Genomic DNA, 17364 nt, shown 5'->3' with positions numbered 1-17364 from the left:
CTCCGGTCGATGGGTTCGGCTATTCCTGTGCGGGTCGTCCGAGCTGGCGCACGTTCCATCCGGCCATGCGCCAGGCGTCGGCGTCGATGAGGTTGCGGAGGTCGACGAGGACCGGGTCCGCGACCAGGGAGGCGAGCGCCTTGGGGTCGGCGTCGCGGAAGTGGGTCCATTCGGTGGCCAGGACGATGAGTTCGGCGTCCTGGGCGGAGGCGTCGAGGGTGTCGGCGTAGTCGAGTTCGGGGTGGCGGCGGAGTGCGGTGGGGACGGCGTGGGGGTCGTGGACAGTGACGGTGGCGCCGCGCTGGTGCATGAGGGCGGCGATCGCCAGGGCCGGGGATTCGCGGACGTCGTCGGTCCCGGCCTTGAAGGAAGCGCCCCAGACGGTGACGCGTACGCCGGTGACGGGGCGGCCGAGGGTCTGCTCGATGAGTTTGAGGGCGGCGGTGGGGCGGGATTCGTTGACCTCTTCGGCGGCGCGCAGGAGTTTGGCGGCCTGGGTGGCGCCGAGGGTGTTGGCGGAGGCGGTGAAGGCGCGGACGTCCTTGGGGAGGCAGCCGCCGCCGTAGCCGGGGCCGGCGTTGAGGCCGCCGCGGCCGATGCGGGGGTCGAGGCCGATGGCTTCGGTGAGCTGTTGGACGTCGGCGCCGGCGGCGTCGCACATGTCGGCGACGCCGTTGATGAAGGAGATCTTCATGCCGAGGTAGGCGTTGGCGGCGCCCTTGATGAGTTCGGCGGTGGCGGGGTCGGTGGCGAACAGCGGGATGCCGTTCGCCAGGAGCGGCCCGTAGACCTCGCGGACGACGTCTTCGGCGTGGGGTGAGGGGACGCCGACGACGATGCGGTCGGGGCGCAGGGTGTCGTCGATGGCGTGGCCTTCGCGGAGGAACTCGGGGTTCCAGACGACCTCGACGTCGTCGCCGGCCGGGGAGAGGCGGGCGAGGAGGGCGGCGAGGTCGCGGGTGGTGCCGACGGTGACGGTGGATTTGCCGATGATGACGGTGGGGCGGGTGAGGTGCGGGGCGAGGGCGCGGGCGGCGCCGAAGACCTGGCCGGTGTCGTAGCTGCGTCCGTCGGCGTCGATGGGGGTGCCGACGGCGAGGAAGTGGACGTCGGCGAAGTCGGCGGCCTCGGCGAGGCTGGTGGTGAAGCGCAGGCGGCCGGTGCCGGTGTGGGTGGCGAGGAGTTCGGCGAGGCCCTCTTCGTAGATGGGGCTCTCGCCGGCGTTGAGGCGGTCGATCTTGGCCTGGTCCAGGTCGACGCCGATGACCTCGTGGCCGATCTCGGCCATCGCAGCGGCGTGCGGGATGCCCAGGTGGCCGCAGCCGATGACGGATACGCGCATGGGACCGACGCTCCTTTCCCTCGTCTCGCCTGCCCGGGGAGTCCGGGCCGGCCGGATGCGTCACGCTAGCGCCCGCACCCGGCTCGGCCTTCTTCGTGCAGGTAGGTCAACCGGAAGGCTGCTTCAGGAGGTTGACGAGTTCGGGCAGCGCTTCGGCTGCGGTGGCTCGGCACACCAGATCGCCGGTCTGCGGTCCTTCCAGCGGGTAGGGCAGGAAGCGGCCGTCGTGCCAGAAGCCCTCGGGGTCCAGGTGGACGACGGTCATGCCGCGCTCGCGAGCACGGGCCTGGACCTTGCGCCGGTCGGCGTGCAGGCCGACCACCAGGAGTGCCTTGGCGCCCTCCACCCAGGTGACGTCGGGCACGATCTGGTCGTAGCGGCGCACGAAGCACTCGTCGAGGCCGGCGCGGGCGGCCAGGACGTCGAAGTTGTTGGTGATGACCGGCCCCACGAGGTGCCCGGCGTCCTGGAGCTCCTTCAGCGCCCACATGGCGGGGGTCGGCTCGGCCAGGAAGCAGGCGCGGAACATCTCCACGAACTCCGCCGTCTTCTCCTCCGGCTCGGTCAGCATCTCGTGCAGCAGGGTGTCCGTGGCCGGGGAGAGGGTGAAGCGGTGTTCGCGGGGTTCGTGGCCCTGGCGGTCGGTGACCCGGTAGATCTCGTGGAGCCGGTGCAGCGGCGGGATGCCGGCCTCCACGGACGTGCCGCAGCCGATCTCCACCTGGAAGGGCCGCAGGTCCGCCAGGGCGGACAGGTCCGGGACGAGCGTCGGCGTACCCGGGCGGTCCTTGCGCCGGATGCCGCCGGCCAGCACGCTCCACGGCAGGTGGCGCACGGAGGGCGGTGGCGTGTACGAGGTCGAGGTGATCTGCACGTCCAGCGTCCGGTACCCGGTGGGGAGGCGGCGGCCCGCACGGGCGTCCTGGGGGTGGACGTCGTAGGGGGTGATCCGGCACTCCAGGTCGCGTCGCGTCCACAGCTCGCCGCCGAGGAGGCTCTTCCATCCCCCGGCCGTGAGCGAGGCCCGCAAGGCGTCGCGGTGGGCGGTGATCTCCTCGGCCGGGGCGGCGGCGGAGTGGTAGAGGTACAGGTCGGTCAGGCCGATGGCGGGGGCGGCGGTGGTGGGCACCAGGCCGTACCGGTAGCGGTAGTGCACGACGCGCCGGCGGGCGTCGCCGGGGCCCGACCATCCGGACTGACGGGCGGTGGCCTGCTCCTGGGTGCGGCGCCAGATGCCCTCCTCGATGTAACGGGGGCGGTCGGCGTCGCCGAAGTGCGTCTTCCAGATCTGCTGCTGGTCGGGGTCGAGCTGGTCGATGACGATGTACGGGATGTCCATGAAACCTCCCGGGGAAAGCGCAGCAGGGTGCGCCGGGTCAGGTTGGCTGTGGGCAGCGCCTCAGCCGTTGGCGGCGGTGCGGGGCAGGCCGTCGTCCGGCTCGGCGACGGCGGGCGGGTGGCTTCCGGCGCCGAGCAGGGGATCGGCCTGTTCGCGCAGAACCCAGGCGGGTCCCGCCGGCCCGGCGAGGGCGAGCGCCGCGAGGGCGAGTCGGCTGCCGCGGTCCAGGCGGGTGGGGTCGGCAGCGGAGGAGCGCGTCGGGCGGTGCTGGTGGCGCCCGTTCATCCGCCGTTCCTCGCGTGCTTCTCGTGCAGGGACAACAGGCGGCTGGTCTCGACGTAGAGCCGTTCCAGCTCGGCCGACGCGAGGACGAGGGAGCCCTCGCGGGTCGAGCCGTCCTCGAAGTGGAGGCGAACGGCTACGGAGCCCTCGCCGGTACGGCGGTTGTAGACCGCGTCACGGCCGGGCAGCAGGGTGGCGTGGGCGGCCTGCGTGGGCACGGGCCGCAGCGTTCTTCCGTCGGCCGGCGCGGACCAGGCGGAGCCTCCGCCGGGCGGGCGCAGGTGGTAGGTCGTGGCGGAGTCCTCGCCGGGCAGGGCGACCACGACACCGACACGGCCCTGGCGGGCGGTGTCGGTCACGAGGTCACCGAGCTGGGGCGCAGAGGAGGGGGCCGCTTCCGGCTCGGCTCCCGGTAACGGGTGGTGGGATGAGCGTCGTCCGGTCATGCCCAGAAGGTAGGGACGGCTCGGCCGCCGAATATGAGCCGGAGGAATACAGCCCTTATCCGTCCAGGTGGAAGCGGTCGGACATGCGCCGCAGCTTCTCCCGCGTGGCCGCGCGCTCGGCGTAGACGATGCTGCGCAGGGTGGAGCGGGCGATGGGGTGGTTGCGGACGAGCTGGGGTGCGATGCGCTCGGCGGTCTCCAGCTCGGCGAGGGCCTTAGTGCGGTTGCCGTCCCACAGCCAGGCCCGCGCGACGTCCATGTGGTGGTGACCCTGGCGGGAGTGGGGCAGCGCGTCCACGAGGTCGGGGCTGGTGCGGCGGTTGATCTCCAGCGCCTTGCCCTGCTCGCCCATCTCCAGGGCGATGCTGACGGCGTGGATCTGCACGTTGCCGGCAGAGAACGTCAGCGAGTGCCGGTCGTACACCGGCGCCTGCCCCAGCCCCTCCATCCGCTCGGCGGCGGTCCTGGCGTAGCCGATCCGCTCCTCCGCCTCCGGCCCGCGTCCGGCGCGGGCGGCCGACACCGCTGCCCGGAGCTGGAGGGTCCCCCATGCTCGTACGGCCAGCGGCTCGCCGTGCTCGTACGCCTGCTGGACCGAGGCGATCGCCTTGTCCGAGAGCGTCAGCGCGTCCGCCCAGTCGGCCGTGGCCCACATGTCCCACACGCGCATCCAGTCCGCGACGGCCGGCAGCACCGGGTCCCCGGACAACCGCGCCGACCAGGCGGCGCGCTCGCAGGCCATCGCCACCAGCTCGGGATGACCCAGTGAGTGCGCGGCGGTATGCGCGAACTTGCAGCACACCGCGTAGATCGCGTACGCCTCTTCCCGCTCGTGGCCCTGCGACGTTTCCGCCAGCGCGCGGGCCTCGCGGAACAGGTCGGGCAGGACGCGCAGGACCGCCACGTTCGCGGCGGCGTCCCGCAGCCGGTGCAGCCGGGTCACCTCGCGCCACAGCTCCGGTGCGGGTCGGGGTGTGCCGTCGAAGACGGGGGTGAGGTCGTAGCGGCGCAGTTCGCGCAGGATGGAGGCGGCTGCGACCTGCCACTGGTTGTCGGCCGGAGAGCTGCTGTAAGGGCGGCCGATCAGATCGTTGGGATGGACGTGCAGCTCGGCGGCGACCTGGTTGAGCAGACCCACCCGGTCCAGCTCGATCAGGCCCCGCTCCATCTTCGATACCCAGCCCTGCGACTTGCCCAGGGCCGACGCCAGGTCGGCCTGCGGCATCCCCAGCCGCAGCCTCGCCCTGCGGACCCGCCGGCCGATCTCCTCGGCTTCCTCCAGCATCAGGACACCTCCAGGCCGCCGGACCGCCCGGATCGCTCACCGAGTCGTCCGTACTGAGTTCGTCACCAGCACGGTACCCAGGACACCGCGCCGGGGTGCGGTGAGTTCAAGGACAACGCCACCCCGGGCCCTCCCCGATGATGGCGCCGAGCAACGTGTCCGAACTCCGTCCTGCCAGGAGGCAGCCCGTGACCACCCTGACTCTCCTGCACCCCGGAACGATGGGGGCAGCCATCGCCGCCCAGGCCGTGGCCGCCGGCCACGAGGTGCTCTGGGTGCCTGAGAGTCGTAGCGAGACCACCCGTAGCCGCGCACGGAAGGCGGGAGCGGTGGCGTGCGGCTCGCTCGCGGAAGCACTGGCCAGGAGCACCGTGGTCCTCTCTGTCTGCCCGCCGCAGGCTGCGGAGGACGTGGCGGCCACGGTCGCCTCGCACGACTTCGCCGGGGTGTACGTCGATGCCAACGCCGTCAGTCCCCAGCGCATGCAGCGCATCGCGGAGAAGATCTGCCCCGGCTCCGCGATCGTCGACGGCGCGATCTTCGGCCCGCCACCCGGTGACGATCGCAGCGCCCGCCTCCACCTCGCCGGGGATCCGGCAGCCGTGGCCCTGGTCGAGGCGCTGTTCCCGGGCACCTCCGTGCACGTACGGCGAACCGGCGACGACATCGGATCCGCCTCCGCCCTCAAGATGGCCTTCGCCAGCTACCAGAAGGCCGCCCGCACCCTCGCCGGTGTCGCCCACGCCCTGGCCGACGCCCACGGAGTCGGCGAGCAGCTCACCGCAGAGGCCGAGATCATGGTCTCCGGCATCCTGTCGGACCCGCAGTACCTGCCGAGCGTCGCCGCCCGCGCCTGGCGCTGGGCCCCGGAGATGGAGGAGGTCGCGGACGCGCTCCGCGGGGCCGGTCTGCCGGCGGATCTGGCACAGGCCACGGCGCGGGTCATGGGCCGGTGGGAGCAGGACAAGGACAAGGACCACCTGCCGGTCGCCGTCACCCTGTCCCACCTGCGGGGCTGACGCTCTCCGAAACCGTCATCGCCCTCGTCCGCGAGCATTCGGCGACTGGCGGGTCACGCCGGCCGCGACGGGCGCCGACCTGTCGGCTGCCACGCCGGCTCGCTGGACCGGCGCGGAGGCCGGCGGAGCGAGGCTCTTGAGGCGCCAGGTGAGGACTTCGCTGAGGCTGGTGGCGCTGTCGAGCTCGCGCCGACCGACTGCACGGACGAGCAGCGAAGCCTTCGCGATGTGTCCCGTGGCGGGGGCGTCGTGGAGAGTGGCGGCGAGGGCCGGCCAGCCCGGTTCGGCGAGGATCTGTTCGGCCAGGTCGGGCACGGCTCGGCGCACGGCGGCGGCTTGCTGGTCGATGACGTGGCGGGGAAGCCCGTCACCCCGCTGCCGGAGCTTCGCCAGGGGCTCGGCCGCTGCCGCCGCGTAGGCGGTCCACACGTGCACGGTGGTTCGGTGGGCGGCCTCGGCCTGCTGGTGGTGGCCGCGGGTGCGGTGCCAGTGCTGTGCGGCGATGACGGCGAGCAGGACAGCGTCCAGGACGGCCACGAGGAGGGCTCCGTCCTTGGGTGGCGGCGTGCGCAGGATCGCCTTGACCGTGCGTCGGGTGGCCTGTGCCTGCCGGTGGTCGGCTCGGATGCGGGAGCGTCCCGCTGGTTCGAAGGCGACCGTTGCCTGCATGAGCGGTCGGCGCACGTCCGGCGGTGCCGTGAGCGGCAGGGCGGCGAGGGCTTCGGAGAGGGCCGCGATGTGCGCCTGCCCTGCCTCGTCGTCGCTGTGGTCGAGGAGCCCCGGTATCCGGTCGGCGGCATGAGCGAGCTGACGCCAGGCGTCGACGGCCGGTGGGGTGACCGGGGTGGTGCCGGCGGAGTCCAGGCGTTCCCTGATCTTGGGGAAGGAGAGGTCGGCGGCGAGGGTGGAGCCGGAGTACCAGACGGGTTGTCCGTCCTTGTTGGTGTCGCCGGCCAGAGCGACCTTGTAGCCGCGCACGTCTCCGGAAGGAAAGTGCTGGAGGTCCACCAGGACACCGGAGCCTTGAAGGAGGCGGAAGAGCTCGTCGGTGCTGGTGGCGGCTGCGGCGGCGGTGCGGACCGTGCTGCGCAGGTCCTCGCGAGCGGTACGGGATTTTCCGGTACGCCGGGCCTTCTCCTGCTCGGCGCGGGTGGGCCGCTTGGCGGCGGAGCGGTCGCCGCGAGGCACCTGGCGCAGGCCGTAGTCCTTCTCGACGGCGACGAGCTCCTTGTCGGCGCGCAGGAAGTCGTTCCAGTTGCGGGGTGGCCGCAGGTCCGCGCGGACCTTGGTGGCGACGATGTGGATGTGGTCCTCCGCGTGGCGCACGGCCACCCAGCGGCAGGCGTCCGGGTCGCCGGCGGGGGCGATGCCGGTGGCGTTCAGGACGCGTCGGGCGATGGTGGCCCACTGCTCGTCGGTGAGGACGGGATCCTCGGGAGCGGCCCGGATCGAGCAGTGCCACACGTGGCCGGCGGCTGCCTGGTCGCCGGCCTGCTTGACCCGGAGGTCGAGGACGGCGGTGAGCTGGGCGAGGGTGGCCTGGGGGTCGCGGCCGGGGTCGGGGGCGAAGTCGTCGAAGGAGGCGACGAGGTGGGCGTCGGTGTGCTCGTTGGCGCGACCGGGCCCGTAGAGGTAGTTCAGGACGCCCCTGGTCTTGCTGCCGGGCTTGACGATGTTGGCGATCACTCACGCCACCTCGTGCCCGGTGGCGGCCACGTCGGCGGCCGTGTCGATCGCGGTGACCGCCCGGCGGGCCACATCCAGGACCTGGCCTGCCTCGGCGAGGAGGTCGGTGTCCCCGGAGTGTGGGGAGCCGCCCGCGTTGAGGCGGTGGGCGATCTGGTTGACGTTCGTGCCGACGCGGGCGACGTCCGTGCGCAGGGCGGCGAGCTCGTCGATCAGGTCGTCGAGCTGCGTACGCACGGCGGGCAGGGCGAGGCCGTCCTGGAGGTGAGCCATGACGATGGCGCCGACGAGGTGGGCGCCGGCGAGTCCGAGACGGTGGGCCTCGGTGAGGATCGCGCTCTTCTCGTCGACGCTGTAACGGACGTCGACGCGCTCTTTGCGCTGCTCGCTCTCGCGGGCGCGGCGTCGGGCGACGCGGCGCAGAGCGGCTTCGTCGGCGGCACGCACGACCCCCTTCTGCTCCGGTGCGCCCCCGCTCCGGAGTCCTGCCTGCGCCACCCCTGGGGCGGAGGCTGCGTGGGACCGGCCCCTGGACGGTCCAACGCCATACCTTGCTCCGCCCGGGGTGGGGGTGACGGTCATCTGCGCCTGCTGGGAAGGGAGTTCGCGGGCGTGTGCGTGGTCCTGGTCGTGCATCGGTGTTCCTTCGAAATGTCGACCCGTAGGGGCCGGGGATGGGGAATGGGTCAGGCGGTGCGGGCGTCGGCGGTCTCGTCGAGTTCGTCCTGCAGGGCCTTCTTGGCGTCCTCCAGGCGCTTGCGGCCGGCGGCGTACCCGGCGGCGCGGACGGCCTCTTCGAGCTTGCGACGGGAGACGCCGTCGCGGCCCAGGGGAGTGGTGCGGCCGATGCGCAGGATCTCCTCCATCGTGGCGCTGGGCCGTCGGGCCTTGCCCGTGCCCTGAGGCGTCTCGGCTGCTGCGCCCCGCTCAGCCGTCGCCCCGCCCGTGGCTGCGGGTTCCTGCGCCGGCGCCGTGGCTCCCCGAACTTCGGTGGCCGCGTCAGCACCGGTGCGAGCGGCTCGGGCGGACGGGTTGTCGAGGAGAGCCACGGCCACGTTGTGGCCCCCGGTCGACGCCACGTGGCGGTCGCCATCCCGGGGCCCCGTGTGGGTGGGCGCGGTGGCCGGGATCGTGACCAGCCGGTGGACCTGCCGCATGAGCAGGGCGAAGGCCAGCAGCGCCGCGCTGGGTGGGACGGCGGCGACCACGTAGTCGAGGACGGGGGCCGGGGCGTCGCCGGTACCGCTGACCCCGGCCACGTTGAGGGCGATGGAGCCGACCGAGCCGGTCGCGGTCATCGCCATGGCCCAGCGGTCGGTCTCCCGCCGCAGACCGGCGTGGAGCATCAGGAGTTCGCCGATGACGATGAAGGCGTCCAGGGTGGCGGGCCAGGCCCACTGGCGGGCGGGGGAGAGTGCGAGGCCGTGGCGTCCGGCGACCTCGGCGAGGTGCGCGTAGGAGAGCCAGAACCCGGCGGTGGTCAACGCGAGGATGAAGGCCCCGGCGACGAGGAGTACGTACCGTCCGGCCGCCTGGTGGGTCGGGCGGGAGGAGGTGGTGCTGGCGGCGTTCAGGGGGAGTGCTCCGTTCTGGGATTTCAGGAGCGATCACGGCGTTCACGGGAGGGGCGTACACGCGAGCCCCCTTCTAAAGGGGGGCTCGCGCGTGAACGCTTGTGCGCGTGTACGGCGTGTACGAGTGCGTGATCGCTTGACCTGGGGTTTTTCGGTGTTCGTGTACGCCTCGGGCCGGGCGGGGACGGGGCTGTGCCCTGGGGGTGCGTGTACGCCTCCGTGTACGGTCCGGGCCGGGTCGGCCTGGGCCAGGAGACGGCGCCGATGTGCCGGACGGAGGCGCGGTAGCGGGCCTGCTGGCCGCCTCCGCTGCCGCCTGCCGTGCCGTCGGCCTTGGCCGCAAGGCCGCTCCGCACGAGGCGGTCCAGGGTGCGGCGGGCCTTCTCGGTGGCGGCCCGGCCGGGGTTGTTCTCGCCGCTCTGGACCATGGCCAGTTCGCGGACGGTGAGTCCGTCGGGCCGCTTGCGGAGGATCTCGACGGGGTCGAGCGCCGGGTCGACGGTGGAGACGCCGCGCTCGTGGTCGTGGATGACCTGGAGCGGGCCGATCTCGCCGGTGGGGCACTTGAGCTGGTGGACGGTGACCGCGAGGTCACCCGCCTCGCCGCTGACGAACAGGACGCTGCCCGCCCCGGAGGTCAGCCACGTCGAGCCGTAGACGCGGTCGAGGCTCGGCCGCTGGGCGCGCGGGAGTCCTTCGCCGGCCTTGCGCTGGTGGTGGAGCTCCATGACCTCGACGCCGTTGCGGATGGCTCGCTGGCGGGCGTTGTTGTACGCGCCGGCCTGGGCGTCGTCGACGAGGGAGCTGACCGCGTCCTTCAGGCTGTCGATCACGATCGTGTCGGCCTGGTGGGCGGCGGCGAGGTCGGCGAGGAGGTCGGGCTCCTGGTCGAGGGTGGCGGGCAGTGGGCCCTGCCAGACGGCGAGGCCGTCGCGCAGCCGGGACTCGTGCTGCGGCTCGACCCGCCGGGCCAGGGTGCGCGCGATCTGCTTGGGCCGGTCCATGGCGAGATAGAGCACCCGCTTGCCCGGGATGACCGGCAGCCCCAGGACGCTGTCGGCCAGGCCGAGGCGGCCGAAGATGACCTGGTGCGCGAGGGTGGTCTTGCCGACTCCCGGAGCCCCGACGATCATCAGGCTCTCGCCGGAGGACCAGGCGCTCTGCTCGGGCATTCCCCACAGCGGGTCCTGGTCGGCGCCCGTCCGGGTCACGAAGTGCCACCCGTCGGTCAGGTAGCGCGAGAGCCGCCCCTGGCCGGACGCCAGGGCTCGCTCGCGCTCGGCGCGAACGTCGGCCTCGACCGCGCTGCGGATGGCGTCGGGATCCGCTCCCGGTTCCATCGTGAGCTGGGTGGTGCGCATGCTGGAGGCGCGCAGGCGGCGCAGGTCGGCGAGGTTGCGCACGATGCCCGCGTAGTGGAGGGCGCCGCTCACGGCGGGCGTCGCCCCGTACAGGCGGTGCACGTACACCTTGCCGCCGACGCGCTCCAGGTCGCCCTGCCTCTGCAGGTGGTCCCCGAGCACGATCGGGTCGGTCGGCAGATCCTCGGCGCGGAGGGCGAGGATCGCTCGCCAGACCGTCTCGTGGGCCGGGCGGTAGAAGTCGGATCCGTCGAGCAGGTTGCGGACGGCGTCGATGACGTCCGGGCCGTGCATGCAGGCGCCCAGGACGGCAGCCTCGGCCTCCGCGTCGTGCGGCGGTACGGATGTCGGATCGGGCGGGACGGTGCGGTGTGGCGCGTTGGGCCGGGCGTCGTCCATAATGGACAGCGAGCTCCTCTACGTGCGGGCCACATGGGACGGCAATCCCGGCTCGCAGGTAAGTCGTTCAGGGATGGGCGGCGTGAGGTTTGCGCTTGAGCCCCTCGGTGGTGGATCACCGGGGGGCTTCTTTCATGCTCGGGTCGCTGCTGGGGGACTCCAGGGGATCGCTGCGGTCTGCTGGGATGATCGACAGTACCACGCACTATGCGGTGCGCAGAGAGCTTTGCGAAGCGCACAAGATCATGTACTGTTGTGCCATGCCCCGACAGCCGCGGCAATTCGAACGACGAGAGGAGGATCCGATGCCCGAGGAAGAGCGGGAAGCCGCCGCAGGAGTGGTCCTCAGCAGCGAGGACAACGCCGCCGTACGCATCAAGTTGGAGCGCGACAAGCGCGGTTGGAGCACCACCACGCTCTCCGACCACCTCAACGAGGCCGGCTACGACATGAACCCGTCGGCGGTCTGGCGCATCGAGAACCGCAAACGCCGCCTCAACCTCGACGAGGCCATCGGCTTCTCCGAGGTCTTCGGGGTCCCGCTCACCAACTTCGTCGGTCCCCCCGGGCTGGCCGCGATGGATCGGGCCATGGAGCTGATCGACGACGTGGTCGCCGCCTACCGCGCGTCCACCCGCGCCAGCATCGAAGCCAACAAGGCCCGCGACGTCCTCGACGCCTACCTCCAGCAGCACCCCGAGATCCGTGCCGAAGCCGACGTGATGGTCTCCAACGCCATCGCCGCCGAACTCGTCAATCTCCAGGCCGGCCGCCCGGGACCACCCGTCCGCGGGTAGTACCCGGCCGCCGCCTCACCGTCCCGAGCCCGCAAACCCTCGGCCGACGGCTCTTCACCCACCCACGCCCATCCCTGAACGACCCAGGCCCCGGGGTTGCCGCCCCTGCCACGGGTCAGAATCGGAGCACCCTTGCGCCCCGACGCGATACCGCACGCCTCCACCCGGCGAACCCGTCCCGCGAAGGAGGTGACCACCACCCCCGACGCCCTCCTCACCGTGGAGCAGGCAGCCGAACGCCTCGGCACCGGCGTGCGCTTCGTCCGCCGCCTCATCCAGGAACGCCGGATCCGCTACGTCAAGCTCGGCCGGCCCGTCCGCATCCCCGACAGCGCCATCACGGCGTACATCGAGGAGCGCACCATCCACACCCTCCGCGAGACCCGCGCCCGCCTGCGGAGGGCAGCCTGATGACAGCCCGTAAGCCGCAGCGGCGGCGCGAATTCGGCACCACTCGCCAGCTCCCCTCCGGCCGCTGGCAGGCCCGCTACTGGGCCCCCGACGGTGCCCGCCGCACCGCGCCCGAGACGTTCCGGACGAAGACCGAGGCGCAGACCTGGTTGACGCTCACCCAGGCCGACATCGAACGCAACCACTGGGTCGACCCCGACGCGGGTGCGGTCAACTTCGAGGAGTACGCCCTCAAGTGGGTCGACGAGCGCGGCCTCGCCGCCACCACGGACGAGCTGTACCGCCGCCTGCTCCGACTGCACGTCCTGCCAGCCTTCGGCGACCACGACCTTGACGAGATCACCCCGCAGGCCGTCCGGACATGGAGGGCCGAGCGGTTGGATGCCACCGGTGCGACTACGGTCGCCAAGTCCTATCGCCTGCTCAAAGCGATCATGGAGACGGCCGCCGACGACGAACTCATCCGCCGCAACCCCTGCCGCATCCGCGGCGCGGGCACCGAGCAACCCAAGGAGCGCCCCACCGCCACCGTCGCCCAGGTCGACGCCCTCGCCGAGGCCATGGGTCCCCGCTGGCGGCTGATGGTCTACTTCTGCGCCTACGGCCCCATGCGCCCGGAGGAGCAGGCGGCCCTGCGTCGCACCTCGATCACCCTCGACCCGCTCGCCGTACGCATCACCGAAGCGGCCCCCGAGCTGACCACCGGCCGCCGAGCGGAAGGCGACACGAAGTCGACGGCGGGCGTACGCACCATCCACCTGCCCGCCTTCCTCGCCAAGGAGGTCAAGCGGCACCTGGACTGGTTCGCCGCGAAGGAACCCGACGGGCTGCTGTTCGTCGGGGAAAGGGGAGCGCCGTTCCGCCGCAGCACCTTCGGCCGCAAGTGGGCCAAGGCCCGTGACGCGGTCGGTCTCCCGGAGGGTTTCCGCTTCTACGACCTGCGCCACACCGGCCACACCCTCTCCACCCAGTCCGGCGCCACCCTCAAGGACACGATGGTTCGCGCCGGCCAGTCTTCGGAGAAGGCCGCGCTGATCTATCAGCACTCGGACGACGAGCGACAGCGGGAGGTTGCCGGAGGTATCGACGCCAGGGTGCGCGAGCTGCGCGGACGCCCCGAGGAGAAAGGAGCTGGTCCGAGTCCGAAACGCCGTTTCGGATAGGCGATTCCTGTCACGGGTCGAGGTACCACCGAGAGTCGTTCGAGTATGCAGATTCGCTCGGTGGCGCTAGAAGTGACACAGGTCACCCGAAACGCGTCTCGCCATATGAGACGCGGTTCGTGGGCACGCTCCTTGCGCGTCGCCCAAGACTCTTCCGGACGGCGTTGATCCGGGAGTTGGGGCACGCAGAGGGCACGCCGACTCTCGACAGGACTGGACAACAAACAAGGCCCAGGTCTCTGACCTGGGCCTTCGTCATGGAGCGGGTGACGAGAATCGAACTCGCGCTCTGAGCTTGGGAATCCCGAGGATTGGCGGTGGCGAGAGGCCCTGACGTGGGGAAATGACTGCGAGTCCCTACCAGGTGGGCGGGTTGGCTGCCCCCTGCTGACCGCGAGTGACCGCGTTAAGTGGTGCAGAGGTAGTGCGCTACGGCCGGGGCTGCGTGGCGTCGGTTGGACGCTGCCTGGATCACCGCGACGTGCACAGCGCGGCGTGGTGTGCCCATCGGCTTGATTCAAGACGTGGCGCAAGGCGAAGAAGAGAAATGCGCTTTGGCTGATTGCTGCACTCGACTCCTGGCAAGATGACCGAGACGGAGGCGCACTCAAGCGGGGTGGCGGATTTGACTCACACTTCCTTTCTCATCATCTTGATTCTTTTCTTCGACCTGTTTCTCCCCTTTGCGGTAATTATACGGCTGAAGAGATCGCGGAGGAGGGCGGCGATATTTCTACCGTGGCGGCGTGGAGGTAAGATGCTCTCCGTTGCCCGGTATAGGAAACTATTTCAGAGAGAGCGAAGGTGGGTTAATGGGGTCTCCCGATATCTCGCCGTAAAGGGCTGCGCTATACCAGTAAGCAAGGCACGGGCGCGGAGTATCCTGCTTGCCCGGTATCGAGCGTATTTTGGTCGAGTGCAGGATTTGTTGGTGCTGAGCTCGACTAGTATCCTCGTGATGAGCGCTTTCACGGTCCTTACCTCTGCGGTAAGTGGCTACCTCGGCCTTGACCCTGAAAAGACAAACTCGTGGGGTTTCTTTTCGGCTCACGTTGCAGCGATTCAACTCAGCGGATTTGTCATCTATTACATTTTTCTCCACTTCGCGGTCTCGAATATGCGATGGCAGTTCAAGGCTGATGTCGAGTTAACAGTGCACGCGCACTTGCTGTACGTGCTCTACGCATGCGCGCACCCAAATCCGATCAAATTCGATTCTGTTCATATCGATCGAGAGGTGAATTTGCTATGTCTCGCTCTGCGCTCTGTGGCCGCACACGGGCGGCCCGGGGTGCCGCCGGTACGACGAGATCAGTCCGCTATGCACCTGCGGCAGGTGGCTGCCACCATAGAAGACTCGGCTGAGGGAATCCTCGTCAAGGGTGTTGATGGGCGCGAGGCGCTAATGGAATTGGCCATAAAGGTCTTCGAAAGGTCCGCCCGGGGGTGTTGGCACGGCTTGCTCGATGACTCTGACCTTTCTCCGAGAGCGCAGGTGCTCGCAACAGAAAATTCACTAGGCAGTGACGACAGGAGAGAATTTAGAATGGCTATCGCTGGGGCTTTCCTGGCGCTCATTTTTGCCGCATGCTCCGCTTTTCTGAATGTGCCCTCAGTGGTGAGCTTGGCTATTGCGGCGATCATTGCAACTCTTCCGGCAGCTCTACATCGCGGGCGGCGTGGGCGCCTATCCTCAGCGGACTTTTTAAGCCAAACGAGACAGGCTTTCGTCGCTGTGCCGGAAGAGGGCAGCGTGCGGGGGCCGACGACCGGGCCAGGACCTGACCGCCCATGAGGTGCTAGATGAGCGAGCTGTGCCGCGAGGGGTGTACAAGGCTCTAGCTATGGCTCCTTTCTGGAGGATGGCAAGCTTGACGTTTATTACCTATCGACTATGAGGGGAACCCAAGTGTCGGAGGCCAGTCCGCGCGGTACCTACCTGGTCATCTCGGAAGCACTGCGGAAGGGGGTGGTGGATGGTGAGTTCGTCGACGGCCTGCCATCCGAGGCTGTCCTCATGCAGCAGCACGGGGTCTCCCGCAACACGATCCGGCGCGCCCTCAAGACGCTCGAAACCGAAGGCGTGCTTGAGTCTGCGCCGGGGATCGGTTGGCGTGTAGCGCAGGGCGGCGACCGCCGGCCGCTGGTGGAACGGATGACCGCAGTAATCGAGGGTGACGGTCTTGCGATCGGCGACCCCTACCCGTCCGAAGCGAAGCTCTGCGAGAGGTTCGCTGCCTCTCGTACGGCGGTACGTCGTGGTCTTGCCTTGATGGAGGGGAACGGTTTGCTCGTCACCGTCCACGGCAAGGGGCGCACGGTGCGCGCCCTCCCGTCTTCGCCGAGGCGGTCGTAATCTTGGCCTTCATGGGACTGACTGAGTGGGCTTACCCGCTATCTGAATCGCTTCTGGCCGAGCCTCTGCCGCGTAGGTGGGAGCACTCCCTCGGAGTGGCCAAGCGCGCGCGCTCCCTCGCCCCGATCCTCGGTGACGATGCGGAGCTGTTGGAAGCAGCCGCAGTGCTGCACGACATCGGGTACTCGCCAGATGTTGCGGTCACTGGATTCCACCCCCTGGACGGTGCCCGGTTTCTGCGCAAGCAGGAAGGTGTGGATGAGCGGGTGATCCGCCTAGTGGCCCACCACTCGTGCGCACTCCTGGAAGCTGAGGAGCGAGGGCTACGGCATGAGCTGGAAAGCGAGTTCGACCTAGAGCGGCCCGACCTCGTTGACGCGCTGCTCTTCTGCGACATGACCACCACCCCGGACGGCACGCAGACCACGGTGACCGCGCGCCTTGACGAGATCGTGAACCGGTACGGCCCCGACACCATCGTGGGCCGCTTCATTCAGCGGGCGGCGCCGGAGATCCACGCGGCGGCGCACCGCGTTGAGGGACGACTTGCTCAGGCACGTCCCACAGATCAACCGATGTAGGGAGACTGACGCGAGTCGTCCAGGCCGTGCTGGATGCGCAGACGCATTGACGGGTGGATGTCGAGGTCATCGAGGTCCGCCGGGTCTATCCAGCGGACCTCTTTCGACTCGCTGCTCGTACGCAGGGAACCCCCGGTGGGGTGGGCGCGGAAGCAGATCGAGAACTGTTGGCGGACCTCGCCATCGTCGTAAGCCATCACGTGCTGGGGGTCTGTGTAGAGACCCACGATGTTGTCGATTTCGACGGTGATTCCGGTCTCTTCCAGCACTTCCCGTACGACCGTGTCGCCGACGCTCTCGCCGATGTCGTGGCCACCGCCGGGGACTGCCCACAGGTCATTGTCCGTCTTGTGGATGAGCAGGAGTCGGCCCGCATCGTCGCGGACGACTGCGGTGACCGAGGGGACGACAGAGTTTGCCTTGGGGGCGTTCGGGTCGCGGTAGTAGTCGATTCGGCTCATGCGGTCGTTCCTCCGAGATCCGTGGGGGACGAGATGGGGCGGGCGTTGTCCCAGACTCGTTCGATGCTCTCAGCGTAGGCGTCGAACAGCTCGCCACCTGGGACGCGTTGGATGTGGAGCACGGGAGCCATATAGGCACCCACGCCGTACAGGTGGCCGTTCGCGAGCATCTCGTTGTCGGCGCGGTACAGCGAGTTGTAGAGCGTGGTGCGGTGAAGGCGGAACTCGACACCGGGGAGCCTGAAGAGCGGCCGGTAGTTGACCAGCGCGTTCCGAATCTTGCTGGCCATGGCCGGACCGATTCCTTCGTCTTCGCCGCGTACTGCCACGGCGGGACAGTCCGGGTCTCCGAGCATGAAGCGGACCGGTACGCCGGCCGATGACTTCTCTTTGACGATGCGGTGAAACTCGGCGTCCTCGGTGAGCCAGAAACCGGAGTACACGACGACGTCGAAAACCTCCCGAGTCTGCTCGTAGAGCTGGTTCCAGAGCTGCTTGGGCACGACGGACCGGTGCGGGTACAGCTTGACCAGCTCAGCGTTCCCGGCCTCCGTGATCTCTGCTGAGGTCTGCTCCTCCGGCCACAGGTAGGACACGTCGCGCTGGAGGAGTGAGGCCGTCGCGTACTGGAAGCGCCGGTACGGCTTGCGCTTCGGGTCATTGATCCAGCGTTCGACGGTCTTGGTCGACACTCCGAGACTGGCCCCCACCTCGGCAAGCGTCATGCCGCTCTCGACTATCGCGCCGCGAAGCTTCTCGTTGGCCACGCCGAACTCCCGCTCAGTTGGGACGACTTGGTACGACTTCACCGTACCCAAGTCGTGCACAGGTCGTACATGTGCGGGGTCGAACGTCTTCGCTG

At 69.7% G+C, this 17364-nt stretch carries 18 protein-coding genes; 7 read left to right on the top strand and 11 right to left on the bottom strand.

Annotated elements, in window-relative coordinates; all coding sequences use genetic code 11:
* Nucleotides 1–19: 19 nt before the first annotated feature.
* From ACIQM4_RS10610 to ACIQM4_RS10590, 5 genes are all read right to left on the bottom strand, one after another.
* Nucleotides 20–1342 carry a UDP-glucose dehydrogenase family protein gene (locus ACIQM4_RS10610; RefSeq protein ID WP_401588935.1) on the bottom strand — a complete coding sequence of 441 codons (1323 nt, stop codon included), beginning with the start codon at nt 1340–1342 and terminating at the stop codon, nt 20–22.
* 106 nt (nt 1343–1448) lie between these two features.
* Nucleotides 1449–2681 carry a hypothetical protein gene (locus ACIQM4_RS10605; protein WP_401588932.1) on the bottom strand — a complete coding sequence of 411 codons (1233 nt, stop codon included), beginning with the start codon at nt 2679–2681 and terminating at the stop codon, nt 1449–1451.
* 60 nt (nt 2682–2741) lie between these two features.
* On the bottom strand, nt 2742–2966 hold the full coding sequence (locus ACIQM4_RS10600) for a hypothetical protein (RefSeq protein ID WP_401588929.1): 225 nt from the start codon (nt 2964–2966) through the stop codon (nt 2742–2744).
* A complete protein-coding gene (locus tag ACIQM4_RS10595) occupies nt 2963–3409 on the bottom strand; it encodes a hypothetical protein (protein WP_401588926.1) in 447 nt (148 codons plus the stop codon). Before ACIQM4_RS10595 ends, ACIQM4_RS10600 begins: the two co-directional genes overlap by 4 nt.
* 55 nt (nt 3410–3464) lie before the next feature.
* Nucleotides 3465–4694, bottom strand: coding sequence for a helix-turn-helix domain-containing protein (locus ACIQM4_RS10590; protein ID WP_401588923.1), 1230 nt, complete (start codon nt 4692–4694; stop codon nt 3465–3467).
* A gap of 188 nt (nt 4695–4882) precedes the next feature.
* Between ACIQM4_RS10590 and ACIQM4_RS10585 the strand changes: the two genes are divergently transcribed.
* The gene (locus tag ACIQM4_RS10585; RefSeq protein ID WP_401588920.1) at nt 4883–5713 is read left to right on the top strand and encodes a DUF1932 domain-containing protein; all 831 of its coding nucleotides are present in this window, start codon (nt 4883–4885) and stop codon (nt 5711–5713) included.
* Between the two features lie 15 nt (nt 5714–5728).
* Here ACIQM4_RS10585 and ACIQM4_RS10580 read toward each other — a convergent pair whose 3' ends face one another.
* The 4 genes from ACIQM4_RS10580 to ACIQM4_RS10565 all read right to left on the bottom strand — a co-directional run bounded on the left by ACIQM4_RS10580 (nt 5729) and on the right by ACIQM4_RS10565 (nt 10733).
* Complete coding sequence (locus ACIQM4_RS10580; RefSeq protein WP_401588917.1) at nt 5729–7399, bottom strand: relaxase/mobilization nuclease domain-containing protein; 1671 nt, start codon at nt 7397–7399, stop codon at nt 5729–5731.
* On the bottom strand, nt 7400–7846 hold the full coding sequence (mobC, locus tag ACIQM4_RS10575; protein WP_401588914.1) for a plasmid mobilization relaxosome protein MobC: 447 nt from the start codon (nt 7844–7846) through the stop codon (nt 7400–7402).
* Nucleotides 7847–8085: 239 nt separating this feature from the next.
* The gene (locus tag ACIQM4_RS10570; RefSeq protein ID WP_401588911.1) at nt 8086–8883 is read right to left on the bottom strand and encodes a DUF2637 domain-containing protein; all 798 of its coding nucleotides are present in this window, start codon (nt 8881–8883) and stop codon (nt 8086–8088) included.
* Between the two features lie 113 nt (nt 8884–8996).
* Nucleotides 8997–10733 (bottom strand): DnaB-like helicase N-terminal domain-containing protein, encoded by a 1737-nt coding sequence (locus ACIQM4_RS10565; RefSeq protein ID WP_401588908.1) that lies wholly within the window; start codon nt 10731–10733, stop codon nt 8997–8999.
* 305 nt (nt 10734–11038) lie between these two features.
* On the opposite strand from ACIQM4_RS10565, the gene ACIQM4_RS10560 reads away from it, so the two are divergent.
* The 6 genes from ACIQM4_RS10560 (at nt 11039) to ACIQM4_RS10535 (ending at nt 16041) form a co-directional block, all read left to right on the top strand.
* Entirely contained in the window at nt 11039–11530 is a 492-nt protein-coding gene (locus tag ACIQM4_RS10560) for a helix-turn-helix domain-containing protein (protein ID WP_401588905.1), read from the top strand.
* Nucleotides 11531–11719: 189 nt separating this feature from the next.
* Entirely contained in the window at nt 11720–11941 is a 222-nt protein-coding gene (locus tag ACIQM4_RS10555) for an excisionase family DNA-binding protein (protein WP_401588903.1), read from the top strand.
* On the top strand, nt 11941–13104 hold the full coding sequence (locus ACIQM4_RS10550) for a tyrosine-type recombinase/integrase (protein WP_401588900.1): 1164 nt from the start codon (nt 11941–11943) through the stop codon (nt 13102–13104). Before ACIQM4_RS10555 ends, ACIQM4_RS10550 begins: the two co-directional genes overlap by 1 nt.
* A 958-nt stretch (nt 13105–14062) precedes the next feature.
* On the top strand, nt 14063–14899 hold the full coding sequence (locus tag ACIQM4_RS10545) for a hypothetical protein (RefSeq protein ID WP_401588898.1): 837 nt from the start codon (nt 14063–14065) through the stop codon (nt 14897–14899).
* 114 nt (nt 14900–15013) lie between these two features.
* Complete coding sequence (locus tag ACIQM4_RS10540; RefSeq protein WP_401588895.1) at nt 15014–15460, top strand: GntR family transcriptional regulator; 447 nt, start codon at nt 15014–15016, stop codon at nt 15458–15460.
* Nucleotides 15461–15471: 11 nt separating this feature from the next.
* Nucleotides 15472–16041 (top strand): HD domain-containing protein, encoded by a 570-nt coding sequence (locus tag ACIQM4_RS10535; protein ID WP_401588892.1) that lies wholly within the window; start codon nt 15472–15474, stop codon nt 16039–16041.
* On the opposite strand, the gene ACIQM4_RS10530 is transcribed toward ACIQM4_RS10535, so the two are convergent.
* Both ACIQM4_RS10530 and ACIQM4_RS10525 read right to left on the bottom strand, forming a co-directional pair.
* The gene (locus ACIQM4_RS10530) at nt 16029–16502 is read right to left on the bottom strand and encodes an NUDIX hydrolase (RefSeq protein ID WP_401588889.1); all 474 of its coding nucleotides are present in this window, start codon (nt 16500–16502) and stop codon (nt 16029–16031) included. The genes ACIQM4_RS10535 and ACIQM4_RS10530 overlap by 13 nt on opposite strands.
* Entirely contained in the window at nt 16499–17269 is a 771-nt protein-coding gene (locus ACIQM4_RS10525; RefSeq protein WP_401588886.1) for an XRE family transcriptional regulator, read from the bottom strand. The genes ACIQM4_RS10530 and ACIQM4_RS10525 overlap by 4 nt, the downstream gene beginning before the upstream one ends.
* Nucleotides 17270–17364: the final 95 nt, after the last annotated feature.

The sequence above is a fragment of the Streptomyces sp. NPDC091272 genome, from assembly GCF_044757485.1.
GTDB lineage: Bacteria > Actinomycetota > Actinomycetes > Streptomycetales > Streptomycetaceae > Streptomyces.
Note: the sequence above shows the minus strand (reverse complement) of the source record. Positions and strands in the feature narration are given on the sequence as shown.